This is a genomic window from Pseudomonas sp. 7-41 (assembly GCF_021233075.1).
Classification (GTDB): domain Bacteria; phylum Pseudomonadota; class Gammaproteobacteria; order Pseudomonadales; family Pseudomonadaceae; genus Aquipseudomonas; species Aquipseudomonas veronii.
The window spans coordinates 2,791,611-2,816,602 of record NZ_CP089551.1 but is presented as its reverse complement, the minus strand read 5'-3'; the positions used below and the strand labels follow the sequence as shown (position 1 = coordinate 2,816,602).

Genomic DNA, 24,992 nt, shown 5'->3' with positions numbered 1-24,992 from the left:
TCATCCGTTGAATTGATTCAAGTCTTCTTGCAAGCGGCAAGAATCAGGCAGGCGTAGAACACGCCAAAGGCCAGGAACGTGCCCTGCATGGTCATGACCCCATTGAATAAAATCGGCGCCAGGAAACCGCACAGCAGCAGTGGAACGCCGGTGCCCTGCCTGATCAGCGCTTTATAGGCTTTGAGCAGTAACCAGATCAGCAAGAAGATCCTGAACAGGATAAAGAGCGCCCCGATGGGAAGGCCCAGTTCCAGGATGATCCGCGACCATTCATCTTCGGCCAGCAAAAACCCCGCGCCTTGCTCGCGCCCCGCGCGCAATATCGCCGAGGCGGCATTCGTACCCGAGCCAATGCCGTGTCCCCAGAGCGGTGCATCGTCGATCACGCGAGTGAACGCATACAGACTGGAGAATGCCCGGGTCACCGGCGAACCTTCACTGGCGACGGCACTCCGGTTGCGTTCGACGAGAATCTGGTAACTGTCGGACGACATGAAAATCAGCAGGCTGACAAACAGTGCCGCCACCAGGAAAAACAGCGACAACAGGTTTCTTTGCGATTTCTTGATCAAGGCGACCATCAAGGCCGCCAACAGCACGATGGCGGCATACGCATAGATGGCCCGCGATCCGGTCAAGAAACACATCACCGCCACCGAGATGGCCGACACCGGAAACAACAGGTATCGCCCGGCGAACACTGCGCGGAACAAGGCCCGGTCGAAAATCGCCGCCACCAGGAAAGCAAAGCAGGCAGACACGTAAACAACGTGCCCGGCGGTGAACGTGAACGTCCCATACGGCCGGACAACCCCGTCGGCGATCATGAAAATGAAGTCATCGTCCCCAATGCCTTTATTGACGAAGGCTTGCGGCCCGGACGAATACTGCATGACCACCAGCACGCTGATGGGAATCGCCGCAAACAGCGTGATCCGGGCAAAACGGTAGACATCGGCCAACTGCAGGGTTTTTCCGGCAACGAATATCAGGGGGAAATACAGCAAGTAGTTCCTGACGCCATAGCCGTAGATGATCAGCCCTTCAGGGCTGCTCAACAAAAATGCGGAGACCAGAACAAAGAACACCACCAACAACATGACGAAGTACGCCGACAGCAGGTTCTTGGAAAAAAAGCCGAACCTGAACGCGTACCAATAGATATAGAGAACGATCGGATCCTTGATGAAATAGATGGCCGAGCTCAGGCCCGGCAGCAGCCACTTGCGCAAAACCCCTTCAAACAAAATGAACAGATAGATCAGGACAAACGCACTGACCACGCGCTTTCTGTAACGCTCCTTCAGGCTGGACAGCTCAGGGTTGGCCAAGGATTGCATCCAGCACCTCCTTGGCGTAGGTGTCCCAGGTCGTCCTACCTGCCGAGAACACCGCGTTGTGCTTAAGCGCACTGAGTTTTTCACTGTCATCGGCCAGCTCGACCAGACGGGCAGCAATGGCCTCGGCGGAACGGATCGGCACCACATACCCGTTGAAACCGTCGATGATCAAATCCGCCGCGCCACAATTCTGCGAAACGATGACCGCCGTCCCCGTGGACAGTGCCTCGCCCACCACCAGGCCGAACGCTTCGGCGAGTGAAGGCAAGACCAGCACGTCGGCCGCCAGCAATTGGCGGATGACCTGATCGTGGGGCGCCGAACTGAGCCAGCGATACTTCTTCAGCTCGCTATTGAGCGCCTGGTTACGCCCATTGGCATAGTCGGCACCGATGACGGTGACATCCAGGGCAACGCTGCCCGACGCGATCTTCAGCGCCTCGAAAAAATACGAGATGCCCTTCTGCTGGGTCAGCGCACCGACAAAAATCACTTTGAGCGGCCCCCCGGCCCGGACATTCACCTCTTTGTGGACCATCGGTGCGGGTGCGCCATAGGGGGTCACCGCAACTTTTTGGTGGGCGATGCCGGATTCACCCAGGGTGCGTTTGGCAAACGTGCTGGCCACGATGATCCGATCCGCCAACGCCAGTTCGGCGGTCTGCTTGCGAATGGTGGTTTCGCTGAGGTTGGGAATGCTCGCCCGCCACGCGGGGTTCGCTTCACGCTCATGGTCCAGCATCCCGCACGCGTAGGAAATGGAGCCGAAGGCCGCCTCATAATTGAGCGTGATCCCGCCAACCGCCTTGGCGGCGGTGAACAGGGCCTTGCACTTGCCGTCATAACCGTACACTTGGCTGGGTTTGCGCGCGGTGTTGTACAAGAACTGCGCGCTGGCCCGATCAATGTGTTCGTACACATTTTCCGGGCAGAACATCCCAATGTTGCGCTGCGTAAGGCTGTACCACTTCAACTTGTCACAGAGCACGCGAGGCACATCGTAGCGCGGGTAGCTGTGCAGCAACGCACCGTCGACCATGTCGAACGTGCGCCGCAGGCACTCTTTGCCGACGACCGGAAGACGGCAAAGCCAAGAGTCTTTATGCAACGCCAGCGAGCTATGGAACGAATGCAGCAAGCGCCGTTGATTCAACGCACCCAACAGCGCACGAACGTTTTGATTACCCACCGGATGAGCGACCAGGATCATCTTATTTACCCATCCAGGCTTCAACCACGGCACTCGACCTGACCGGGCTGTAGGTGAACGCGCACTCGGCGCGACGTTTGATCGCGACCGCCGGGTTACCCGCGACGATCGTGAAAGGCGCTACATCGCGGGCAACGACACTGCCCGCACCGACCACGGCGCCTTCACCGATGGTCACCCCCGGCAAGATGATCGCGCCCGTGGCAATCCATGCGTAATCGCCAATCACCACCGGCGCGACCTTCAACTGCCAAGCGGGATCGTCCACGCCGTGCGTGCCCGTCAGGATTCGTACACCGTCATTGATCGCAACATGCCCGCCAACCTTCACGGGGGCGTGCAATTGGATAAACGTGCGCTTGCCGATAAAACTGCCCGCGCCGATGCTGAAACGGCCAACGGCGCCTTCAAACTCCGCATCGTTGATCATCACCAGCGCACCGATAGTCGCGCCCTGTCGGCGCAGCCGGCACTGGCGGTGGTTGGCCTGGAGCAATCGGCTGAGCAGCAGCGCGCGCTTGGCCAGGTATTTCAACCCGACGAGCTTGAACGGGCTCACCTTCAGCCGGTGCTGGAACAGGTAATTAATTAACACGGGCCATCCTCTGTTCAAGACGATAAAACCCGCGTTTGGCAAAGCAGAACAACACCCCTTCCGTGGCCACCAGCACATAACAGACACCCAGCAGTCCGAAGTCTTGAGCCAGGCAAAAAACCGCGAGCACACTGACCATCGACACCAACATGAACACCACTGCAAACGCCGAGTAGGAAGCGGTTGCCATCATGGCCACCCAGTACACCTGCCACGCCACATGCGTCAGTGCGCCGACAATCAGTACCAGCATGACGGTTGCCGAGTAATCCGCCTTTCTGCCCGACCAGACATCGAATATCGACCCGCCGAATACCACGATCAGCGCACCCATCACACAGGCAATGGGCAGTGAAAACCTCAGCGCATAACGAATCATTTTCCTGACCAACTGGTTGTCACCGACGGAGAATGCATAAGAGATTTCCGGCCAGATCGACTGATTCACCACCGTGGAAAACTGCACCAACACCCTTGAGATCGTTCGGTAAAGACCGAATATCGCGGCATGGGCCGGTGACAGCAGTATCGACAACAAAATCGTCAGCCCTTGAACATTCAGCGCCAGCCCGATCGGAAAGGCCAAAGACGCCAGCGAGGGTCTGATCAAGGTGATGAACGCCCGCTTCCCGACCACCGAAGGATCGAAGCGCAAGCTGATGCCCAGCCGATCGGCCAGCAGATTCTTGACCACAATTCCGCTCGAACGGACGATCAACAGCGCCAGGCTGGTGGCAACCAGGCTATGGGTGAGATACGCGCACAGTAAGGCGGCCGACCATTCCAGCATCCTGATCACATTCATGATGAAGGACGACAAAGGCAGCGCCTTGGATGCGCGGTAACGTATCGAAACCATGTTGGTCAGCAGGCACAGCAACGAATACCCAGTCAACGCCGAGAGGATCAATACCCCATCGCCGCTCCGGATGGACTTGAGATTGAGCAGGCTGAACAGGTCGAAAAACGCCAGAGAGCCAACAGCCAGCAATAACACGCTAACCCCCACCAACAGTAAAAACGCAAAGCTGGTGCTGTAGACCGCACTGGCAACCTTCAACCGGCCTCGCTCATGCCATATCACCACCTTGCTCGAGGCGGCGGTGGTAACCCCCAGGTCGGACAACGCCAGGTAGGTGGGGATCGCAGACAGCACGACCCATTCACTGTAGGCGCCAAACCCCCAACTGGCGATCAGGACCGGGACACTCACCAGTTGGATCAGCAGATTGACCACCTGACCAAACGAGTTGGCGCCAATGCCGTTGACGACTCTTTTAAGCACACTCATGGGAGGACCTATACCGTATTGAGAGGTCGCCCAATGGAAATGTACTCAATGCCTTTCTTCAGCACGCTGCCGGGGTCGAACAGGTTGCGTCCGTCAAAAATCAACGGCTGTTTGAGTTGCCGTTTGATCACGTTGAAATCCGGCGCCTTGAATGCCTGCCACTCGGTGACGATCATCAATGCATCCGCACCTTTGAGGGCTGCCTCCTGGGTGCCGCACAAGCGCAAGTCGTCGCGGTCGCCATAAATGCGCTGGGTTTCTTCCATGGCTTCCGGGTCATAGGCCTGCACCTTGGCGCCCGCGCGCCACAAGGCCTCCATCAGCACCCGGCTGGGTGCTTCGCGCATGTCATCGGTGTTGGGTTTGAAACTCAGCCCCCAGAGCGCAAAGGTCTTACCCGCCAGCTCGCCGTTGAAGCGACTGGAAAGCTTGTTGAACAGCGTCTGTTTCTGTTCGGCATTACGCCGTTCCACGGCCTTGAGCAGCGTGGCATCGAAGTCGATGCCGTCGGCGGTCTGGATCAACGCCTGGACATCTTTGGGGAAGCACGAGCCGCCGTAACCGACGCCCGCGTAAAGAAACTGATAGCCGATGCGCGGGTCGGAGCCGATCCCCTGGCGAACCATCTCGATATCGGCGCCCAAGCGCTCGGCCAGGTTGGCCATCTCGTTCATGAAACTGATCTTGGTGGCGAGCAGGCAGTTGGCTGCGTACTTCGTCAGCTCGGCGCTGCGTACATCCATCACGATGATTCGGTCGTGATTGCGATTGAACGGCGCGTACAGCTCGCGCATGACCGCTTCGGCCTGTGGACTGGCCGTGCCGATGACAATGCGGTCCGGCCGTGTGCAATCGGCAACCGCACAGCCTTCCTTGAGAAACTCCGGGTTGGACACCACCTCGAAGCTCAAATCGCTGCGGTCGCGCTGAGCCAGCATGGCCGCAATACGCGCGCTGACCTTATCGGCCGTGCCCACCGGGACGGTGGATTTGTCGATGATCGTCAGCGCCGCGTCCATATGCAGACCGATGGTTTCAGCCACCGCCAGCACGTACTTGAGGTCCGCGGAACCGTCTTCGTCGGGAGGCGTACCCACGGCGATAAACTGCACTTCGCCATGCTTGACCGCGGCCACGCCATCGGCGGTGAAGTTCAGGCGACCAGCAGCACGGTTATCCCTGACCAAGGCCTCCAGGCCAGGTTCATAGATCGGAATATGCCCCTGATTGAGACGTTCGACCTTCGAAACGTCGATGTCGATGCAAAGCACGTCGTGACCGACGTCAGCAAGTACCGCGGCCTGGACCAGGCCGACATAACCGATGCCAAAAACTGTAACTTTCATAGCGTTTCTCTTTGAACCTGCGGCCAGTGGTAAAAAGGCTGCTCGTTGGACGTCGATTGCCGGTAGCGCAAGATCAAACGCTGTCTGACTTGTAGTCGTAGTTGTAATAGCTGTAGGCGCCATAGCCGTATTTGGCGGATGAGCGTTTTTCGATGCCATTGAAAATCGCGCCTTTGAGCTCGATGCCACTTTGCTGATAGCGACGCATCGTCAACTCCACTTCACGCACAGAGTTCACTTCGAAGCGAGCCACGATCAGGTTGGTGCCCGACTGACGCCCCACGATGGTTGCGTCCGTCACCGCGAGAAACGGCGGGGTATCCAGAATCACCAGGTCATACAGCGCGCTGACCTGTTCGAGGAACGCGCTGAAATTGGCGTGCATCAATAGTTCAGAGGGGTTCGGCGGTACTTGCCCGCGCCCGAGGAAGTGGAGGTTGTCCACGGCCGTGTGGTGGATGGCTGCCGTGAGTTCGCAGTTTTTGGCCAGCACGTCAGACAAGCCGTTTTCAACCGATACGCCGAAGACCTTGTGCAAATAGCCTTTGCGCATGTCCACGTCGACCAACAACACCCGCTGCCCTGAATGGGCAACCACCGCCGCCAGGTTCGCCGACACAAATGTCTTGCCGACCTGCGGGCTCGGCCCGGAGATCATCAGGCGATTGTTAGCGGCTTCCAGCATGGCGAAATGCAAGCTGGTACGCAGGCTGCGCAAGCCTTCGATCGCTGGGTCCGAGGGGTGAGTCATGGCCAACAGTCGTGCGCCACCGACCCGGTCTTTACGAAAGGTTTTTTGATCCAGTTCTTTTTGGATCGTGCTGAACGGGATCGCGGCATAGACCGGCAAGCCGAGCTTTTCCAGGTCATTCGGGTTGGTAACACCGCGGTTGAGCGCTTTGCGGAACATCACCAATGCGATCGCGACGAAGGCACCAAGCAGTGTGGCAATCACGATGATCAGCGCTTTCTGCGGCCTGACCGGGCTTCGCAAATCGACATCGGCGGTATCGATGAGCCGCACATTGCCCACGGTGCCGGCGCGCATCACGTCCAACTCTTGATACTTGTTCAGCAGCAGCGTGTAGATCTCGGTGCTGACCTTCAAATCGCGGGTCAGGCTCAGCAGCTCCTGCTGGGTGGTGGGCAGGCTCTCGACCTTCTTGGCCAACTCATTCTGGCGCTCGGTCAGCTCTGCCAATTGAGTCAGTAACGCCCGGTACACGGGATGCTGAGGGGTGAACTTGCGCTCTATTTCCGCCTGCTGCATCTTGAGTTCGGAGATGCTGGCATCCAACGCGACGATCTGATCCAGGATGGCTTTCGCTTCCAGGCTGATATCGATGGTCTTGTTGCGGATCTGAAATTGATTCAACGCCGCTTCCGCCTGCTCGACATCCTTGCGCACTTGCGGCAACTGGCCCTTGAGAAACGCCAGGCTTTGCGCGGCTTCTGCCGAGGTACGGTCAATGTTTTGCCGCACATAGATGCGTGCGACCTCATTGAGCACTTGAATCGCGTCGGCAGGTCGCGGGCTTTCCAGGGCCAGCCCGATAATCCCCGACTCCTTGCCGCGTTCAGCCACATCCAGCAATTTCTGATAGCGCAAAATGGTGCTCAGGCGCGGTGAACGGACCACGCTGAAAGTGGCGCCGGGGTTGGCCCGAAGCTGTTCGACACGCAGCTTGATGCCATTGCTGTCGTAGGCGCGCCCCACTTGGCCCTCAAGCAAAACAGCCTCGTCCTGGTCCGACAGCGTGAAGCTGCCGCCATTGCCGGCGGTCAACGTCAGCTCCTGGCCCAGCAGTTTGGCGGGAAGGCGCAGCTCGGAAAACTTCAGTTCCTCACCACCCCAGGCGAAGCTGCTCAACCCCAACCACGGTGCAGCCACTGCCTCCTGTTCGGTGGGCTTGAAACGACGGGCAACAAAGCCCCCCAGCAATGGAAAACGCTTGGGTTTGACGTCAAGGTCCAGGTTCAGGTTATCGACGGCGGTCCCGATGGTGATCCGCGAGCGGATGAGTTCGATTTCGGTCACCGTCGGCGATTCTTTACCGAGCAGGCTGCCGACATCCGAGAAGCCCAGCATGTCACCCTTCTTCGGTTCGACCTGAACTAACGCGGTCGCTTGATAGATCGGCGGCGTCAATACCGAATAGGCCGCGCCTAGGACCATAAAGGCAATACTGATTCCACCGATCAGCCATTTATGATCCAGTAGAGTACCCACCAGCGCCATAAAGTCTAAATCAGTGTCATCCGAATGGTGTGAAGTTACCGCAGTTGCTGATTGCATAAGTCAGTTCTTTTTCTTACAGATAGTCTAGGAATGGCACAGGGTGCAAGACGCCCGGCTCCATGCACGTACAACGGCTATACTCGACACACAAACGCTCACTAGAGCCTGACAACACAATCTTCTCAACACTTGACGCTCAACTCACGAGTCACTTTCCCAATATTCCAGTAGAGGGTTCAAGCGATCATGCCCGACCTTAAATAACATTCAAACAACCTCAACCCGCCAACAACTGCGCCCACGCATCCGTCGCTTCCTCAATCAAGCCATACGCTTGTAGAAATGCCGGTTTGCCTTGGCGGTAAGGGTCTTTGATTTCTCTATTGCACTGCCACTTGCCCAGCAGGAATACTTTACCCCGAGCCACCGGCGCGAGTTTGAGCACCTCCTCGATCTGCCACTGTTCCATCACAAGAATCAGGTCCGCTTCACTCACCGCCCCGCTCGTCAATTGCCGTGCCTGGTGGGGCTGAAAAGCATGCCCATGTTCTTCCAGTACCCGCGAAGCCGTGGCTTCCAGCGGGTGTTGATGCAGCGCCGCCAACCCCGCCGAACTCACCTGTATATCGCTGGAAGCAAGTGCGGCACGCAGTAAATTTTCCGCCATGGGGCTGCGACAAATATTGCCGACACACACAATCAAAATCTTATTAAACACCGCCATCTCCCACGCGCCGCAAAGTACTCATGAGCCAAAGCAAAGAATAAATAACATCAACGCCAGCCAATAGCACCCTGAAACAAGCCAGGCAATTATGTTCACAGGCAATAAGTTTCGACCATCTCTTCAGCCGGACAATAAATAACATAATTGCCTATTGACCGACTAAAAATAACATTCCCTTACTTTTGCGCCTCTTCATAATAAAGTGCCCACCGAGTACAGCAACGAGGCACGGCCATGAAAAGTTCAAAGTTACTGGTAGAGCGTATTGGCCTGTTCCCGTCTTCGGGAAACATTCATGTCAATGTCGACAACTCGACAACGGTGGTTGAGCGAATGCACATGTTATATGCCAGCAACTCTTTAGACTTCGACGAATCCGGTTCCGGGCTGTCCATGGTCTTCGCCGACTGGCGCTTCAAGTTGCAAGTCAGTAATGCCCTGTCCGTCTGCCTGTGCGTAGAGAGCCGTGGCGACCGCCATTTCATGCAAACCAAGACCGACGAGCTGCTGGCGAACATCTTCAACACCGAGGGACGCCCATCAACCGGTATGCCCGTTCAAGACACGCCTCCACTCATTGCGCCTTGATCGGCCCGGAGCCGACGCGCCACGCGGGCTCCTGATGGGCGCGTGACGCCCCGGAGACGCTGACGGCGACATGGTTAAGCAGGTTCTCGGCGTTGTACTTGGGCACCAGCGCACTCAATAACACGACCACTGCGCCAGCGCCGATCAGCGATGGCGACACATTGACCTGCGCGACATCTATTCGCCACAAGAACGTCAGCGCGGCCACTGCGCCCAATAACCCGCCCGCCAGCGCCTCGTTCAGAGGGTGGATGTACGGCGCGACACAATAAGCACTGAACCAACCGGTGGCGATCAATCCGGCGAGCGCCGCGGGCCAGCGCAAGGCCGGGTTGAACTGGCGCGCCACCAAACTCATTGCCACGGTGACCACCAGGCATGTGTTCATGGCGTGGCCACTGAGCACGGCAATATCAAGGTATTGAAACGAAACGCCCCAGCCCTTGAACAGCAACTTGCTGAACGCCACGATTGAATAAGTGCAAGCGACGGTGATGAGCCATCCCTTGAGCGCCCGCGGCGACGAATAGCGCAGCCACACAGCGATGACCAGCGCGGCCGGAATCATGACGGTAATACCGCCATAGTGTGCGAGTTCTTCGCGCATGAGTGACCCACCTGACCCAGCAATTTTCCGCGCCCATCAGACCTCAGGCCCAGGGAAAACACAACGTTATCTACGGTCAGGTTAAAGCCCTTGCCGCCCGCGCCCCTACACGCCCACAGGGGTCAAGCGGCGTTGCGGATCTTGTGCAAGGCGTCCGCCACCCACTTGCCGAACGCATCCACCGGCCCTTGCAGGTTACCGAGGAAGTGCGGGTAGATCAGCCACAGGTTCATCACCGGCTTGAAGTCCTTGAGCGGCATCACTGCCAGTTGCTCGCGGTGGGCGCTACGCTCCAGCAACGGGCGCGGTACCAGGCCCAGGCCCAGGCCGTCCGCCACCAGGCCCAGTTGCAGCTCGGTGCCGAAGGTTTCCAGGTTCACCCGCAACGCCAGGCCCTGATCGGACAAGGTGCGTTGCAAGCCGGCACGGAAGCCGCAGCCGTCCGGGTTGAGGATCCAGCCGTTCTGGTACACATCGGCCAGCTTGCACGGTTTCTTCGGCAACTGTGCCTTGGCGCAGACCACCACCAACTCCATCTTGCCGATGGATTCACCCACCACGTTGTCCGGGAAAATCTTGCCGGCCGGGAACAACGCCGCCGCCGCATCCAGCTCGCCGCGTTCGATCTTGCCGACCAATTGGCTGCCCCAGCCGGTGGCGACCTGGGCGCGCAGGTCAGGGTATTCGGTGCGCAGGTGCTTGAGCGCATCGAGCAGCACCACGTCGCCGATGGTTTGCGGCACACCGAGGCGCAACAGCCCGGTGGGCGGCGCATCGGTGGCCACCAGTTCGCGCAGGGCATCCATCTCACGCAGGATCAGCCGGCACTGCTCATAGACGCGCGTGCCGATCAGCGTAGGCTTGAGGGGCTTGGTGTTGCGGTCGAACAGCTCCACGCCCAACGCCTGCTCGAAGTTCTGCACACGGCGGGTGATGGCCGGCTGGGTCAGTTGCAAAGACTCGGCGGCATGGCTGATGGACTGGCACCGAATCACTTCGACAAAAGCATCGATATCGTCAATTTTCATTTGGGCCGCACATAGAAAACAGTCATTAAGATGTGTGCGAAGCATAGTTGCAGGCACGTTTTCTGGATAGCCCGGGCTGTGTTCGATAACGTCTAACACTATGCAGAGCGGTTCTAAATCACCTTCAGCTATAAGCTAATCATTAAAAAATAGCATATTAACTACAAACATTATGCTTAGATAAACCGATCAACAGTAGCCGATGGAAGTGTCATGACCCAGGCCAAGCACCCCGAAAGACTCAGGGCCTTCATAGGCGCCCTGGCGGAATTGATCGACGCTAATCCACGCGAAGGCGACCTGTTGCACCGTGGCGGCAAGCTGCTCGCGCAACTGGTCAGCCATGACGACTGGCTCCCCGACGAATACGCCCAACCCGACCCCGAGCGCTACCAGCAATTTTTGCTGCATGCCGATTCGCGCCAGCGCTTCAGCATCGTCAGTTTCGTATGGGGGCCGGGGCAAAGCACGCCGATTCATGACCATCGGGTCTGGGGCCTGATCGGCATGCTGCGCGGTTCGGAATTCTCCCAAGGCTTCGCGCGCGCCACCGACGGGCGCCTGGTCGCCGCGGGCCAGCCGATCCAACTGGTGCCGGGCCAGGTCGAGGCCGTGTCGCCCAAGGTCGGCGATATCCATCAGGTCAGCAATGCTCACCCCGATCAGGCGTCGATCAGCATTCATGTGTACGGCGCCAATATCGGTGCCGTGCGCCGCGCGGTGTACCAGCCTGACGGCAGCGAGAAGCTGTTTATCTCCGGTTATTCCAACGCCTTTCTCCCGAACATCTGGGACTTGTCCAAAGAAAAGAGCCCTGCCCTATGAGCACCGTATCGCACCGCAGCTTTGCCCAGATTCGCCAGGCCCTGTTGGACCGCGAAGAAGTCGCCCTGGTGGACGTGCGCGAAGAAGCGCCGTTTGCCGAATCCCACCCGCTGTTCGCCGCGAACATCCCGCTGTCCAAGCTGGAACTGGAGGTGTACTCGCGCATCCCGCGGCGCGATACCCAGGTGACGGTCTACGACAACGGCGAAGGGCTCGCCAGCCGCGCCGCCGAGCGCCTGGTTGCGCTGGGCTACACCGCGGTCAGCCTGTTGGAGGGCGGCCTGGACGGTTGGCGCAACGCCGGTGGCGAGCTGTTTATCGACGTCAACGTGCCGAGCAAGGCCTTCGGCGAGTTGGTGGAGAGTGAGCGCCACACGCCGTCCCTGGCTGCCGAAGAGGTGCAGGCCCTGCTCGACAGCCAGGCCGATGTGGTGGTGCTCGACGCCCGCCGCTTCGACGAATACCAGACCATGAGCATCCCCACCGGCATCAGCGTGCCCGGCGCCGAGCTGGTGTTGCGCGCCCGTGAGCTGGCGCCGGACCCGGCCACCCGCGTCATCGTCAACTGCGCCGGGCGCACCCGCAGCATTATCGGCACCCAGTCGCTGATCAATGCCGGCGTGGCCAACCCCGTGTCGGCCCTGCGCAATGGCACCATCGGCTGGACGCTGGCCGGGCAGACACTCGCCCACGGCCAGTCGCGCCGCTTTGCGCCGACCGGCGAAGCCCATCGCCAGCTCGCTGCCCAGGATGCACGCCGAGTGGCCGACCGGGCCCGCGTCGGCCGCGCAAGCCTGGCCGACCTGCAACACTGGCAACAGGACACGACGCGCACCACTTACCTGTTCGATGTACGCACCCCGGAAGAATTCGACACCGGCCACCTGCCCGGCGCCCGTTCCACCCCGGGCGGCCAACTGGTCCAGGAAACCGACCATGTCGCCAGCGTGCGCGGTGCGCGATTGGTGCTGGCCGATGACGACGGTGTGCGGGCGAATATGTCTGCGTCCTGGCTGGCCCAACTGGGCTGGGAAGTGCATGTGCTGGATGACCTGCAACCGGCACACTTCAGTGAAACCGGCGCCTGGATCGCCCCGGTGCCCGCCGCGCCCCAGGCCGAACTGATCAGCCCGCAGACCCTGGCCGAGTGGCAGGCCCATGGCGACACCGTGGTGCTGGACTTCACCGCCAGCGCCAACTACGTCAAGCGCCACATCCCCGGCGCCTGGTGGGCCCTGCGCGCGCAACTGCCGCAAGCCCTGGCCAAGGTGCCGAACGCCGAGCGCTACGTCCTGACCTGCGGCAGCAGCCAACTGGCACGCCTGGCCGTGGCCGAAGTCGAAGCCCTCACCGGCAAACACGTGTTCCTGCTGCAAGACGGCACCGCCGGCTGGATCGCCGCCCAACTGCCGCTGGAAACAGGTGAAACCCGCCTGGCCTCGCCGCGCATCGACCGCTACCGCCGGCCGTATGAAGGCACCGACAATCCCAAGGAAGCCATGCAGGCCTATCTGGATTGGGAGTTTGGACTGGTGGAGCAATTGGCTCGGGATGGGACACATGGGTTTTATGTGATCTGAGTCTGCCATCAGCGCGGGCTACGCTGGCTGCGTGTGCATAGGCAGACGCGGCCGCATTCGAAATCGCTGATGACGCGCCGTCGAAGTTGATGCCCAGGCGCGCCGCCAAATGTGCGTCGACATGGAAGAACGGCTTGTAGGTTGTTAGTTAAGCACCAGTGTGTTTTTCAGGCCCGTCCACTGCGCGTTTTCGAGATCGCCCATGGGCTGGGCCTTGATGTAACTCAGGGCAAGCAGTTGGCGAGTGCCAGGTACGATCAGCCCTAACTGATACTGATAAATGCGCTCGCCACCTCTGCCGAACTGGTTGTGGACCTCGAGGGCGTCAACATCTTGCCTGGCACCGACGCGAACATTTTGCAGTGGTTGGTAGCGTAGTTCCTGAACCTGCTGCTCAAGCTTTTTCAGTTGCTCTGTAAAGTTACTGCGCAGGGTTTCTCCATCAGCGAGCACGGCACGGGTGATGATCAATGAAGTGCTCAGGTCGGCGAATTTCAGAATGTTGATGGATGAGTCTTGGACATCATCAGTGGGCAGCGTGAATTGCAGTTCGTTGAGTCGATAGGTCATGGTGGGTTGCTCTGCCTGTCAGTAGTAGATTGGCTTGGGCGATATCGAGTTGGCAGTAATATCAATTCGGATTTTTATGATGTACGTCAAAGCCATCAGGGACTTGGCCTTTTGTCATTCTATCTACCCCTGCCCGGCCATGTTTTTTAAGCAATTTTGGATCTTTTGCCACTTTCTTCAGATACTTTTCCTTAGCTCCGCCTTTTTTCCAAGGTTGGCACGCATCTTCTTGATTTCACTTTTCGTTCTCTTCTGATAGCAGGTTTCAAGACCCCGGGGGTCAATCCACATGAATGGATTAGGTGTGTACTGATGGAAATTGAGTCTAAAAATCATACACCTGATACGCAGCAACAAACCCGTTGTCGATGGTGAACGAATTGGGGCTGTTATGGGTTTTGTACTTATCTGACAGACGTGCTTGTACTTGTGCAATGCTTTCTCCAATGGTTATTCCACCGTTCGAAACTTTTGGTACTATTACGTTAGTAAAATTCATAACCACCTCTATTTCGGAGCATTCACTAATGCCCTGCCTAAAAAAACTGGGCTATCGACAATTTTTTCGTATTTTACAAAATCTGTTGGGGCTACGCGTCCTTGGACTTCCCCATTCCGGTACACCTTCCAATAGCTGGATTAGTGGTTGCTTCCGCCCGGATGGTAGTCCGGGACATCTTTGCTTCCGGATTTTGTGATCCTAGTAAACTGCGTGTGCTGAGTCTTGTTGGTGTTAAAATTTGTGATGCTTTTGGTATAGCCTTTTTTCAATAACGACATTTCAACTTGCTGAGGCGTTTTGCCGAAAAGCTTGCTCGCCCACTTTTTAGAAATGTTTTTCCCTCCATTAAGGGCTTTAATGCAAGTTAACCCGAGAGGGTCTACCCATTCAATCGGGTTAGGCGCGAATTGGTATAGATTTAGCCCCCCCGCCAAGCCAATCGGATCCGGCGTCGTAAACCGCCCCCTAGAAGTCAATAATTTACCTGGCCGATCGTACACACTATTTTACCCATGAGGAAAAATCAGAAATATAGATTTCATCTAATCTTAGATTTGCGGGGATATCTTGAATACTGTCGGCAATTTCATCGAAAGGTGAAGGTATTACGTATGAAATACCGAAGTCTTCCTCTAGGATGAGGGAACCATTGAAAATGCGTTGTCTTTTTGATAACTCAGCTATTTCATAAAAAAACATGCCAGTCCTGAATGTTTTCCGGTACGTACCCTTGTAGTTCTTATTGCAACCCAGCGAACATATAGCACCGTCAGCCTTGGTAGTAATAGTTATTGTATTATCCACCCAATAAGCCGTCCTGATTTCGCTATCAGGCAAAGTATAGTTTTTAACTACGACCTCATGGTACTCATACAGCTCTTTAAGGTAAATAGAAACATTGCTATTGAGTACAATGTTCGCGAGAGACTCCCCGGATTTTATTTCAGCATTGAAGTCAATCATTTATAAACTCCCGTTCATTAGTGCGCCATCGACATAGACTGGAGAATCTTTGATTAAATCGTAATTTTTAAATCCTCCGTGACCGATTCGGCCAAAAACCACATCTTCCCCCGATTTATTTACTTTATAAATCTTCCAGTAGTCGTTGCCGTGAATATTTTTTTGGCTTTTATTTCCGCCCGGGTGATAATCCAGCTTATATATGGATCCGGATTTTGTAGTTCGAGAAAAATGAACGTGCTGAATGGCATCAGGTCTGCCAGCTTGAGGATAACTTTTAGTCCAGCCACGAGTGCTTAGATAGCCGTCAAGGTCAGCAGATTTCTTGCCTGTCAACTTATCAATCCAGCGTTTGGCTATCGTAGATTTCCTGGAAAAACCCTTCGATGAGCCACAGTTTAATCCTATAGGGTCGACATATCCAAAAGGGTTTGGTGCATATACGTATAAGTTAACCCCACCCATCAACCCAATCGGATCCGGCGTCGTAAATCGCCCCACATCCGGATCATAAAACCTGAACGTATTGAAATGCAGCCCCGTCTCCCGATCCAGATACTGTCCCTGAAATCGCAGGTTCTGCTCTTCAATGTAATAAGGCTCACGCACCTCCTCCAGCGTATTGCCCCACACCCGATAAGTCGCGCGCCAGACGTTGTGCCCGTCGCCTTCGGTCAATTGTTCCGGCAAGCCGTTAAGGTCGTTGTGGTAGTAGCGGATTTTTTGCAGCGGGCCGATGCCGTCGACTCGCGCTAAGGGTTCGTAGCCTTCGTCTGCGTAGACGTAAAGGCTGGTCTGGCTGTGTTTATGCTCCTGCAACAAACGCAGGCCATCCCAGGTGAATCGGGTTTCTCCCAGCGCATAACCCCGGCTGTCGTGTTCGGTTTTAGTGATACGTCGACCGAGCGGGTCGTAGGTCATGTTCACCAGCGTTTCGCGCCCGTTCTTCTGGCTGCGTACTTCGATCAAGCGGTGTTCAGCGTCGTAGGCAAAATGTTGCAAACCCCGTGCGGCGCTGCGTTTTTCGATCAGTCGGCCAAAGCCGTCGTAGCGGTAACGCTTGTCCTGGTAGGTCAGCAGTTTGTTATGCACCACCAGCCCGGCGCCGGTTTGCGGGCCGTCGAGCAGGTTGGCGGCCGCGTCGTAGGCGAAGGTTTCGCGCTGGCCGCGCAGGTTGTCCTGGCTGGCGATGATGCGGCCGGTGGCGTCGTAGTGCAGCAGTTGGCGATGTTGCGCGGCGGGTTGCTGGTCGAGTTTGCCGATCAGGTTGTCGGCGGGGTCGTACTCGAAGTGTTTTTGTGTGGCCGCCGGCATCAACGAGGGCTGGCTGGCGTGGCGGCGCTGGCGTGCGCGCAGGCGGCCGCTGCGGTCGTATTCGCTGCGGGTGCTGAGTTGGCCTTGGGTGCGCAGCACTTCGCGGTGCAGGCGGTCGCGTTCGAAGTCGCTGATGACCTGGCCGTCGAGGTTGATCTGGTGCAGGTGGCCGCTGCCGTAGTACAGGCGATTGAGCCAGCGGCCGTCGGGCAGTTGGGTTTGGATCAGGTTGCCGAGTTCGTCGTAGTGGTGGTGCAGATTGCCCGCTGAACTCTGTTCGGCAAGCAACTGGCCAAGGGCGTCGTAAGCGAAACCAAGAGCCTGGGTATTGCCCTGCAAGTCGGTGAAGGTGACGGCGGTTAGCTGGTCCACCGCATCGTAGCTGTAGTCGGTGCGGCCATCGTCGGTGGTCTTGGCAATCAACCGGCCAACCGCATCGCGCTCCAGTCGATGAACGATGGGGGGCGCTGGCATCTCGGGAACCACCGCCAAGCCATTGCCATAAGGCCCCGCAACGGCGGTCACTGCCGTGATGTTATCCAGCCGGTCGTAGGTGTAGCGCTTGGCGCTGCCGTCGAGGTCTTGTTGTTGGGTCAGCCGATCCCCGGCATCCCACGCGAACCGATAGCTTTCGCCGTTCTCGTTGACCAGCGCTTGCAGCCGCCCATAGCTGTCATAGCCGAATTGCACCTGTCGTCCATGGGCGTCGGTGCGCTGGCGTACCTGACCGCGACGGTTGTGCTGGTAGAGCGTGGTGTGCCCGGCCGGGTCGGTGTAGCCCACCAACTGGCCGCTGGCATCACGCCGATATTGCTCGGTGCGCCCGTCCGGCAGTTGGCTGCTGAGCAAGCGTCCTTGAGCGTTGTAGCTGAATTGAGTGCGTTCGCCGAGGGCGTCGGTGATGACCTGCAAATAGCCGCGCTCGTCGTAGCGAAAGCGCGTGGGGTAGCCTGAGCAATCGACATGCTCGACCAGTTGCCCGAACGGGTTCCAGCGCAGCTTTTTACTTTTGCCGGTGGCGTCGATGATTTCCACTGCTTGGCCGAAGCGGTCGTATCGATAGCGCGTTGTCTGACCAAGTGGATCGATTTCGCTGACGCAGTTGCCGCGCGGGTCGTACCGGTATTGCCAGGCCTGTCCGGCGGCATCGGTTTCCACCAACGGCAGCGACCAATGCTCCAGCCACACGGTGGATTCGATCCGCCCCAACGGATCTTGCGTCTCGCACAGGTTGCCGGACTCGTCGTAACCGAACTTCCACTGACCGCCCTGAGGATCGGTGGCACCGAGCAACTGGCGCTCGTCATTCCAGTCGAATTGCCAGGTTTGGCCGAGGTTGTCGGTGTATTCGGTGATCTGGTACTGCGGATTCCATTGGCGTGTGCTGACCCGTTGCAAACCATCGGTAATCTGCGTGATCCCAGCGTGTAGGTCATAGTCGAACTGGTAGTCATCGCCTTCGTCGGTCCAGTGTCGGACCACGCGCCATTCGGCGTCTTCCACACAGGCCCACTGGTAATAGCAACGCAGTCCGGTGGGCCGTTGGTGCTCGACCATGCGCCGGCCGCTGTCGTAGGCAAAGCGGCGCTGCACATGCCCGGCAGCAGCGCGAACTTCGGCCAGATCGCCAGCGGCATCGTAGTGGTAGCTGACTAACACTTCGCGGCTGTGATCGGGGAACAGGCGGTCAATCTGCCCGACCCGGCCGGGCCATTGCAGGCTGTAGTCCAGTTCGAGTCGTACATCATTGAAGGAATCGTGTAACTGGCTCAGGCGACCTTGGGCGTCGTAGTCGAGGAGGATGCGGTTGTCATTGCGGTCCCCCAACTGGCTCAGGCGCAGGTGCGACGGGTTGCCTGGCGCCGGCTCAAACAACCTGTAGAGCCCATCGACGCTCTCGATCAGCACCTGCCCGTGGGCATGGCGCCGCACGCTCAGGCCTTCGCCCGCGCTGAACACCGCGCCGCCCAAGGGGATCACGCCCATATCGATCTGCCGGGCCTGCTCGTCGGTGTAGATCAGGCGCTCGCCGCCCTCAACAAGCCCCTGCATTTCGACGAAAACCTCGTAGATCACACTCCAACCGGCGCCGAACAGGCCATCGCGGCGTTCGTCCCGACTGCTGTAGTAGCGCTGCCACTCGATCGGCAACAGGCCAGGCAGGGTGAAGTCCAAGTCGTCTTCACCGTCGAGAATTTTCGCCCCCGTGGCGCTGTGTACCGGGTTGGGCGAACCTGCGACCGCGGAGGTAATGGCATTGCTCACCTGGCTGCTGCCCCACGACACCAGCCCGCCCACCACCATGCACGGCAGCTTGCTGAAAAACTTCGCGCCACCGCCGCGCAAGGTCAGCAGCGCCGTCACCGCCAAGCCAACCCCCGGCGTCTTGCCGCTGCGGATTTCGCGGACGACGACCGGGGCGCCGCCGATGATCACATTCGGCGAAACCTGCGCCGTCCCAACCTTGGCCTCGCACGTGCTGCGATCCCCACTGCGCACGGCGGGCTGGCCGTTGATAAATACGCGACTGGAACCCTCGGCCATGTACTGCTCTGGCATCGGCGGATGTTTATCGCAGTCGACTTTATCGCCAGGACAAGGCACGGCGCCCAAGGCTGGCGTAGCGACTGTCGGGCGCCATAGCTGAGAGAAAAAGTCTTCAGCGATATCCAGATAAGTAGGCTCACCGTCGGGCGCTGCGATTACATCCGAGATCTTGCCCGCCGCCCGCGCCGCGGGTTTGCCGTTGATGAATACGTTGGGCGAACCGCTGCTGATGAAGGCGTCGATGACGGGAGGAAACAGGGCATTGGCGAAAGACTCACATAATCGTGAGAGGCCTTTGTCCGCGCCGGATTTGCTCATGCCGACGCCGACCACCGCACCCACCACGGCGCCGAGTACAACGCAGCCGAGGCCGCCAGTCGCCACGGTGACACCCGCCGCCGCAACCACCGCCGCTGTCGCCAATGCGGTCACGGCCACATTGGCGGCAATCTCCAGAACTCCGCCTAAAACGTCGGCCAGCATGGAACTGTGCAGAAGCGCATCGCCCTCGCGGGCGGCCCAAGGCGTGTCAGTCATGCGCAACGATCCGTGTTTGAAAAAGACCCGGATCAAATCACGCGGTGGTTGCCTTGCTCAGGTGAGACTTTCCGACGCGTTCGTAGGAATGCTCCGAATCAGCACCCAAACTAAATGCATAAAAGGAATAATCATAAACCAGATAATCAGTTATTTTAATAATTAACATATAACCAAAAAGAACTTCACAGCAGGTTTTTATGGGAATAACGTTAACCCCTCACCGACCCCTTCTCCAGGCGGAGGTAGCCGAACCCTTTCTTGATCTGCCTGGAGCCTGTATCCCATGGTCTTTGCCTCCCCGTTCAAACGCCTGCTCCTGGGCACCGCACTGGCCTTCGGCCTGAGCACCGGCGCCCATGCCGCCGACCTGCAACCGCTGCGGGTGGCCAATCAGAAATCGACGATCAAGGCGCTGCTGGAAGTCTCCGGCGAAGCCAAGAATGTGCCCTATGAAATCCAGTGGGCGGAATTTCCGTCCGCCTCGCCGCTGGGTGAAGCCTTGAATGCTGGCGCCGTGGATATCGGTGCGCTGGGCGATGCACCGTATGTGTTCGCCCTCGGTGCCGGTGCAGCGCTCAAGGTGGTCAGCATCATCCACGCCGACGGGCGTAGCACCACCGCCCTGCTGGTGCCGAAGGACTCGCCCATCAAGACCGTGGCGGACCTCAAAGGCAAGCGCATCGTGACAGGCCGAGGCTCCATCGGGCATTACCTGGCGATCAAGGCCCTGGCCAGCGCCGGCCTGACCACCCAGGACGTGCAGTTCATTTTCCTGCTGCCCAGCGAATCGCGCCTGGTGCTGGACAATGGCAGCGCCGATGCCTGGTCGACCTGGGACCCCTACACCACCGTGGTCACCTCACAAAGCCAGGCGCGGATCGTGGCCAGCGGCAACACGCTGTTGAGCAATCACCTGTACCTCGCGGCAACCAGCCAGGCCATCAGCGAAAAACGCGCGCAGCTCGACGACTTTGTCGCACGCGTCGACCGCGCCTACGCCTGGGCCAATACGCACCCCAACGAGTACGCCGCCGCCCAGAGCAAAATCACCGGGCTGCCGCTGGCCGTGCATGTGGCCGTGGCCAAAGAAACCCACCTGACCCCGGTACTGATTGACGACGCCGTGATCAGCGGCCTGCAAGCGACCGCCGACACCTACCAACAAGAAGGCCTGCTGCCCCGGCACATCGACGTGTCGCAGGGTTTCGACAAGAGCTTTAACGCCAAGCGTGCCCCCCAAAACCAAGCATCGCGTTAACAGGAGCAGAACATGAGCAAGCCACGTCAATTGAAACTCGGTGCCATGGTCCACGGTGTCGGCCACGGCTGGGGCGAATGGCGCCACCCACAGGCGCAACCGAATGCCAGTACGAATTTTGCGTTCTACAAGCAGCAGACTGAACTGGCCGAAACCGCCAAGTTCGACTTCGTGTTCATCGCCGACAGCCTGCACATCCATGCCAAATCCAGCCCGCATTACCTCAACCGGTTCGAACCGCTGACCATCCTCTCGGCCCTGGCCGCGTTGACCACGCATATCGGCCTGGTCGCCACCGTCACCGTCAGCTACACCGAGCCCTACCAGGTCGCACGTCAGTTCGCCTCGCTGGACCACATCAGCGGCGGCCGCGCCGGCTGGAACGTAGTCACCTCGTGGCTGAGCGGCACCGCCGATAACTTCGGCAAGGCCGAGCACCCGCCGCATGCGGTGCGCTATCGCATCGCCAGGGAACACCTGAATGTGGTCAAGGGGTTGTGGGACTCCTGGGAAGACGACGCCTTTGCCTACAACAAGCAAAGCGGTGAGTTCTTCACCCCGCACAAGCTGCACACGCTGAATCACCAGGGCGAGTTTTTCTCGGTGAAAGGCCCACTCAACATCGCCCGTTCGCGCCAGGGCCAGCCGGCGATTTTCCAGGCGGGCACCTCAGAGGACGGGCGCAACTTCGCCGCCGAGCATGCTGATGCGATCTTTGTGCATGTCGACAGCATCGAAGACGGCCTGGCCTACACCCAAGACCTCAAACGCCGCGCCACAGGCTTCGGCCGCGACGCCGACAGCCTGTCGATCCTGCCGGGTATCCGCCCGATTGTCGGCCGCGACGCCGCCGAAGTGGAACGCCGCTATCAGCAGGCAGTGGACCTGGTGACCGTGGAAGATGCGATTGTCGCCCTCGGTCGCCCGTTCAACGACCATGACTTCAGCCAGTACTCGCTGGACGAACCGTTCCCCGAGTTGGGCGAGCTGGGTTCCAACAGCCAGAAAGGCGGCTCCGACCACATCAAGCAACTGGCCCGGGACAAAGGCCTGACCCTGCGCGAAGTGGCCTTGCATTTCTCGCGGCCCAAGCGTGATTTTGTCGGCACCCCGGAGCACGTCGCCGATACGATCCAGACCTGGTTCGAGACCGGCGCCAGCGATGGTTTCATCGTCAATTCGGTGCTGCCCGATGGCTTGCAATACTTCACCGAACGGGTGGTGCCATTGCTGCAACAGCGCGGCCTGTTCCGCAGCGAATACAGCGGCCAGACCCTGCGCGACAACCTCGGCCTGGACGTACCGGCCAACCGCTACAGCGTCGCCGCCGAGGTCGAAGCACAGCAGGAGGCATTGGCATGAGCGAACCCCTCCACATCGGGGAGCCAGCCCGCTGCCCGATTTCTGACCGAGTCCATGCATCATGACGTCATCCTCGCCACCGTCCTTGCGCGCCGTGGAAGTCGCCAACTTCGACGCCCTGCTCGACCGTCTCAGCGCCGAACTGGCCGGCAGCGCTCAGCTTTTCGACGAGAGCGGCGCCTTCCCCCACGCCAACTTCAAACGGCTGCATGAACACGGCCTGCTCGCCCTCACCGTGCCCAAGGCCCTCGGTGGCGGTGGCGCCAGCCTGGCCCAGGCACGCAAAGCCATCAGCGCGATTGCCAAGGGCGAACCCTCTACCGCGCTGATCCTGGTGATGCAGTACCTGCAACACACGCGCCTGCAAGACAGCAAAACCTGGCCCGCGCACCTGCGTGTAAAAGTCGCCGAAGACGCGGTGCGCCACGGTGCGCTGATCAACGCGCTGCGCGTCGAGCCGGACCTCGGCACCCCCGCCCGCGGCGGCCTGCCGGCGACCACCGCGGTGCGCAGCCCTGAAGGCTGGCGCATCAGCGGGCGCAAGCTCTACTCCACCGGCAGCCACGGCCTGAGCTGGTTCAGCGTGTGGGCGCGCAGTGACGATGCCGACCCGCTGGTAGGCGCCTGGCTGGTTCCCAAAAACAGCCCCGGCATAAGCATCATCGACAGCTGGGACCACCTGGGCATGCGCGCTACCTGTAGCCATGACGTGGCGTTCGACAACGTGCTGGTGCCGCTCGACCACGCCGTCAGCGTCAGCCCCTGGAGCGCACCGCAGCCGGAACTGGATGCCGAGGGGTTGCTGTGGATGTCAGTGCTGCTGTCGTCGGTGTATGACGCCGTGGCCCAGGCCGCGCGCGATTGGCTGGTGAACTGGCTGCAAGCGCGCCAGCCGTCCAACCTCGGCGCCGCGCTGGCGACATTGCCGCGTTTCCAGGAAACCGTCGGGCATATCGACACCCTGCTGTTTGCCAACCGCAGCCTGCTCGACGCCGCCGCCGAAGGGCATACCCCGGCCGGCAATGCGGCGCAGTTGAAGTACCTGGTGACCGGCAACGCGATCCGCGCCGTGGAGCTGGCGATCGAAGCCTCGGGCAACCCCGGCCTGTCCCGCCACAGCCCGCTGCAGCGCCACTACCGCGACGTGTTGTGCAGCCGCGTCCACACCCCGCAGAACGATGCCGTGCTGCAAGGCGTCGGCAAGGCGGCCTTCGCCCAACGGCAGAAGGAACGCACATGAGCAAGGGCACCACCCTGAGCATCCTCGTCTGTGGTGCGCTCGGCCAACGCCTGACTCGGTTAAAAAATGTGGCAGGGGCCTTGTGTCGGCTGGCCAATCTCATTTGATGCGGTAGTGAAAGGTATTGCGCACCGCCGGCACCGCTACCGCCTTGCCGTCAACGATCCTCGGCTGGTAGCGGAAGGTATTCGCCGCCGCCAATGAAGGCCGGATAAACAGCGGGTGACAGCCGTCCAGCACCTTGGGGTTTTCCACGCGGCCCAGGGAGTTGACGGTGTACTCCACCGAGCAATCGCCTTCGATGTTTTTGTCCAGGGCGCGTTCGGGGTACTGCGGTGCTTCTTTGCTCAGCGGCAAGTATTGGCGACTGTCGAACGCCGGGGCTGGAGCAGGTGTGGCAACCCGCGCGGTTTCAGCGGCCAGCCGCGCCTGGTTCAGCCGTTGTTGCTCCAGCTCGCGGTTGTGCTGTTCGGTGGCCTGGCGTTCCTGTTGCTGTTCAAGACGCTTTTGCTCGACGCGCTTACGCGCCAGGGCCGCTTTCTCCAGTTTTTGCGCCTGGATCTGTGGGTCGAGGGTGGGTTTCACCGGCGTCGGCACCGCCACGGGCTCCGGCGGTGGCGGCGCCACCGCCAGCGCTTCAGGCAGCGGTTCAGGCACGGGGGCCGGGGCCGGCGGCAGCATCACCAGTTGCGTATGCATCACCTGCGGCGCTTGCACCATCGGCTTCTGCGGTGACCAGCCCAACATCAGCCCGGCCACCACACCCACATGCAGCGCAACGGCCAGGCTCGCCGCCAAGCCTTTGCGCCACCACCCGCTGCAATCCCGAGGCGCCATCACCAGGCTCGGACTGTGCATGATCATCGCCGTCATTGCGGGGCCTCGGTCACCAGCCCCAGGTGGCTGACGCCGCCCTTTTGCAACACCGCCATCGCCGCGACCACGCGCCCATACCCGGCGTCTTCGTCAGCGCGGATATAGACCTGGGTGTCACTGCGCGCCGCCACCACTTGCATGACCTTGGCGCCCATGTCCTCCAGGCTCACGGCGCTGTCGGTCTGGTGCTGCGTGTCCAGCTCGTCGCCGAGGTTCCAGTAGTAACTGCCGTCGGCCTTTACCGACAGCGTGAGGATCTGCTGGCGGGTGTCGGTGGCCAGCGCCTCGGCGGCGACCTTGGGCAGGTCGATCTTCACGCCCTGGGTCAGCATCGGTGCGGTGACCATAAAGATCACCAACAGCACCAGCATCACATCGATATAGGGCACCACGTTCATCTCGGCCTTGGGCCCGTGCTTGCGTTGCGGCCTGGTTAACATGGGC

General features: G+C 59.3%; 20 protein-coding genes and 1 pseudogene. 6 read left to right on the top strand and 15 right to left on the bottom strand.

The window, feature by feature from the left end; genetic code table 11:
• Positions 1 to 17 precede the first annotated feature (17 nt).
• The 7 genes from LQ249_RS12765 to LQ249_RS12735 all read right to left on the bottom strand — a co-directional run bounded on the left by LQ249_RS12765 (position 18) and on the right by LQ249_RS12735 (position 8,739).
• Complete coding sequence (locus LQ249_RS12765) at positions 18 to 1,430, bottom strand: O-antigen ligase family protein (protein ID WP_178088084.1); 1,413 nt, start codon at positions 1,428 to 1,430, stop codon at positions 18 to 20.
• Entirely contained in the window at positions 1,318 to 2,550 is a 1,233-nt protein-coding gene (locus LQ249_RS12760) for a glycosyltransferase family 4 protein (RefSeq protein ID WP_057004823.1), read from the bottom strand. Before LQ249_RS12760 ends, LQ249_RS12765 begins: the two co-directional genes overlap by 113 nt.
• A 1-nt stretch (position 2,551) precedes the next feature.
• Entirely contained in the window at positions 2,552 to 3,145 is a 594-nt protein-coding gene (locus LQ249_RS31515; protein WP_269783961.1) for an acyltransferase, read from the bottom strand.
• Positions 3,135 to 4,436 (bottom strand): lipopolysaccharide biosynthesis protein, encoded by a 1,302-nt coding sequence (locus LQ249_RS12750; RefSeq protein WP_057004824.1) that lies wholly within the window; start codon positions 4,434 to 4,436, stop codon positions 3,135 to 3,137. Before LQ249_RS12750 ends, LQ249_RS31515 begins: the two co-directional genes overlap by 11 nt.
• An 8-nt stretch (positions 4,437 to 4,444) precedes the next feature.
• A complete protein-coding gene (locus LQ249_RS12745; RefSeq protein WP_046383840.1) occupies positions 4,445 to 5,782 on the bottom strand; it encodes a UDP-glucose dehydrogenase family protein in 1,338 nt (445 codons plus the stop codon).
• A gap of 73 nt (positions 5,783 to 5,855) precedes the next feature.
• Entirely contained in the window at positions 5,856 to 8,078 is a 2,223-nt protein-coding gene (locus LQ249_RS12740; protein ID WP_232566508.1) for a polysaccharide biosynthesis tyrosine autokinase, read from the bottom strand.
• A 220-nt stretch (positions 8,079 to 8,298) separates the two neighbouring features.
• A complete protein-coding gene (locus LQ249_RS12735; protein WP_169850583.1) occupies positions 8,299 to 8,739 on the bottom strand; it encodes a low molecular weight protein-tyrosine-phosphatase in 441 nt (146 codons plus the stop codon).
• Between the two features lie 243 nt (positions 8,740 to 8,982).
• On the opposite strand from LQ249_RS12735, the gene LQ249_RS12730 reads away from it, so the two are divergent.
• Entirely contained in the window at positions 8,983 to 9,336 is a 354-nt protein-coding gene (locus LQ249_RS12730) for a phosphomannomutase (protein WP_226926240.1), read from the top strand.
• Here LQ249_RS12730 and LQ249_RS12725 read toward each other — a convergent pair.
• Together LQ249_RS12725 and LQ249_RS12720 are read right to left on the bottom strand one after the other, a co-directional pair.
• Positions 9,323 to 9,943 carry a hypothetical protein gene (locus LQ249_RS12725; RefSeq protein ID WP_128192475.1) on the bottom strand — a complete coding sequence of 207 codons (621 nt, stop codon included), beginning with the start codon at positions 9,941 to 9,943 and terminating at the stop codon, positions 9,323 to 9,325. The genes LQ249_RS12730 and LQ249_RS12725 overlap by 14 nt on opposite strands.
• 122 nt (positions 9,944 to 10,065) lie before the next feature.
• Positions 10,066 to 10,971, bottom strand: a complete 906-nt coding sequence (locus LQ249_RS12720; protein ID WP_046383844.1) for a LysR family transcriptional regulator — start codon at positions 10,969 to 10,971, stop codon at positions 10,066 to 10,068.
• 213 nt (positions 10,972 to 11,184) lie between these two features.
• Between LQ249_RS12720 and LQ249_RS12715 the strand changes: the two genes are divergently transcribed.
• Both LQ249_RS12715 and LQ249_RS12710 read left to right on the top strand, forming a co-directional pair.
• On the top strand, positions 11,185 to 11,796 hold the full coding sequence (locus LQ249_RS12715; RefSeq protein ID WP_169866106.1) for a cysteine dioxygenase: 612 nt from the start codon (positions 11,185 to 11,187) through the stop codon (positions 11,794 to 11,796).
• Entirely contained in the window at positions 11,793 to 13,376 is a 1,584-nt protein-coding gene (locus tag LQ249_RS12710) for a rhodanese-related sulfurtransferase (RefSeq protein WP_232566507.1), read from the top strand. Before LQ249_RS12715 ends, LQ249_RS12710 begins: the two co-directional genes overlap by 4 nt.
• A gap of 144 nt (positions 13,377 to 13,520) precedes the next feature.
• Here the strand turns inward: LQ249_RS12710 and LQ249_RS12705 are convergent, their stop codons facing one another.
• The 4 genes and pseudogenes from LQ249_RS12705 to LQ249_RS12690 form a co-directional block, all read right to left on the bottom strand.
• Positions 13,521 to 13,946, bottom strand: a complete 426-nt coding sequence (locus tag LQ249_RS12705) for a DcrB-related protein (protein ID WP_126589023.1) — start codon at positions 13,944 to 13,946, stop codon at positions 13,521 to 13,523.
• 834 nt (positions 13,947 to 14,780) lie between these two features.
• Positions 14,781 to 14,912, bottom strand: a pseudogene (locus LQ249_RS31775) (RHS repeat-associated core domain-containing protein); the annotation flags it as partial.
• 37 nt (positions 14,913 to 14,949) lie between these two features.
• Positions 14,950 to 15,411, bottom strand: coding sequence for a hypothetical protein (locus tag LQ249_RS12695; protein ID WP_108526512.1), 462 nt, complete (start codon positions 15,409 to 15,411; stop codon positions 14,950 to 14,952).
• On the bottom strand, positions 15,412 to 19,809 hold the full coding sequence (locus tag LQ249_RS12690) for an RHS repeat-associated core domain-containing protein (protein ID WP_232566506.1): 4,398 nt from the start codon (positions 19,807 to 19,809) through the stop codon (positions 15,412 to 15,414).
• A 286-nt stretch (positions 19,810 to 20,095) separates the two neighbouring features.
• Between LQ249_RS12690 and LQ249_RS12685 the strand changes: the two genes are divergently transcribed.
• From LQ249_RS12685 to LQ249_RS12675, 3 genes are all read left to right on the top strand, one after another.
• Positions 20,096 to 21,070 (top strand): ABC transporter substrate-binding protein, encoded by a 975-nt coding sequence (locus LQ249_RS12685; protein ID WP_046488508.1) that lies wholly within the window; start codon positions 20,096 to 20,098, stop codon positions 21,068 to 21,070.
• Between the two features lie 12 nt (positions 21,071 to 21,082).
• Positions 21,083 to 22,432: an LLM class flavin-dependent oxidoreductase gene (locus LQ249_RS12680; protein WP_232566505.1), complete on the top strand. Its 1,350-nt coding sequence runs from the start codon at positions 21,083 to 21,085 to the stop codon at positions 22,430 to 22,432.
• Between the two features lie 61 nt (positions 22,433 to 22,493).
• Positions 22,494 to 23,672 carry an acyl-CoA dehydrogenase family protein gene (locus LQ249_RS12675; protein WP_232566504.1) on the top strand — a complete coding sequence of 393 codons (1,179 nt, stop codon included), beginning with the start codon at positions 22,494 to 22,496 and terminating at the stop codon, positions 23,670 to 23,672.
• Between the two features lie 99 nt (positions 23,673 to 23,771).
• Here the strand turns inward: LQ249_RS12675 and LQ249_RS12670 are convergent, their stop codons facing one another.
• Positions 23,772 to 24,545, bottom strand: coding sequence for an energy transducer TonB (locus LQ249_RS12670; RefSeq protein ID WP_128192627.1), 774 nt, complete (start codon positions 24,543 to 24,545; stop codon positions 23,772 to 23,774).
• The gene (gene tolR / locus LQ249_RS12665) at positions 24,542 to 24,988 is read right to left on the bottom strand and encodes a protein TolR (protein ID WP_046383853.1); all 447 of its coding nucleotides are present in this window, start codon (positions 24,986 to 24,988) and stop codon (positions 24,542 to 24,544) included. The genes LQ249_RS12670 and tolR overlap by 4 nt, the downstream gene beginning before the upstream one ends.
• Between the last annotated feature and the right edge of the window lie 4 nt (positions 24,989 to 24,992).

Coding starts and splice junctions, on each gene's coding strand:
- LQ249_RS12695 (WP_108526512.1), bottom strand. CDS start 15,411: ATGATTGACTTCAATGCTGAAATAAAATCCGGGGAGTCTCTCGCGAAC.
- LQ249_RS12705 (WP_126589023.1), bottom strand. CDS start 13,946: ATGACCTATCGACTCAACGAACTGCAATTCACGCTGCCCACTGATGAT.
- LQ249_RS12750 (WP_057004824.1), bottom strand. CDS start 4,436: ATGAGTGTGCTTAAAAGAGTCGTCAACGGCATTGGCGCCAACTCGTTT.
- LQ249_RS12675 (WP_232566504.1), top strand. CDS start 22,494: ATGACGTCATCCTCGCCACCGTCCTTGCGCGCCGTGGAAGTCGCCAAC.
- LQ249_RS12760 (WP_057004823.1), bottom strand. CDS start 2,550: ATGATCCTGGTCGCTCATCCGGTGGGTAATCAAAACGTTCGTGCGCTG.
- LQ249_RS12720 (WP_046383844.1), bottom strand. CDS start 10,971: ATGAAAATTGACGATATCGATGCTTTTGTCGAAGTGATTCGGTGCCAG.
- LQ249_RS12710 (WP_232566507.1), top strand. CDS start 11,793: ATGAGCACCGTATCGCACCGCAGCTTTGCCCAGATTCGCCAGGCCCTG.
- LQ249_RS12745 (WP_046383840.1), bottom strand. CDS start 5,782: ATGAAAGTTACAGTTTTTGGCATCGGTTATGTCGGCCTGGTCCAGGCC.
- tolR (WP_046383853.1), bottom strand. CDS start 24,988: ATGTTAACCAGGCCGCAACGCAAGCACGGGCCCAAGGCCGAGATGAAC.
- LQ249_RS12715 (WP_169866106.1), top strand. CDS start 11,185: ATGACCCAGGCCAAGCACCCCGAAAGACTCAGGGCCTTCATAGGCGCC.
- LQ249_RS12680 (WP_232566505.1), top strand. CDS start 21,083: ATGAGCAAGCCACGTCAATTGAAACTCGGTGCCATGGTCCACGGTGTC.
- LQ249_RS12725 (WP_128192475.1), bottom strand. CDS start 9,943: ATGCGCGAAGAACTCGCACACTATGGCGGTATTACCGTCATGATTCCG.
- LQ249_RS12690 (WP_232566506.1), bottom strand. CDS start 19,809: ATGACTGACACGCCTTGGGCCGCCCGCGAGGGCGATGCGCTTCTGCAC.
- LQ249_RS12730 (WP_226926240.1), top strand. CDS start 8,983: ATGAAAAGTTCAAAGTTACTGGTAGAGCGTATTGGCCTGTTCCCGTCT.
- LQ249_RS12670 (WP_128192627.1), bottom strand. CDS start 24,545: ATGACGGCGATGATCATGCACAGTCCGAGCCTGGTGATGGCGCCTCGG.
- LQ249_RS12765 (WP_178088084.1), bottom strand. CDS start 1,430: ATGACAGTGAAAAACTCAGTGCGCTTAAGCACAACGCGGTGTTCTCGG.
- LQ249_RS12740 (WP_232566508.1), bottom strand. CDS start 8,078: ATGCAATCAGCAACTGCGGTAACTTCACACCATTCGGATGACACTGAT.
- LQ249_RS12685 (WP_046488508.1), top strand. CDS start 20,096: ATGGTCTTTGCCTCCCCGTTCAAACGCCTGCTCCTGGGCACCGCACTG.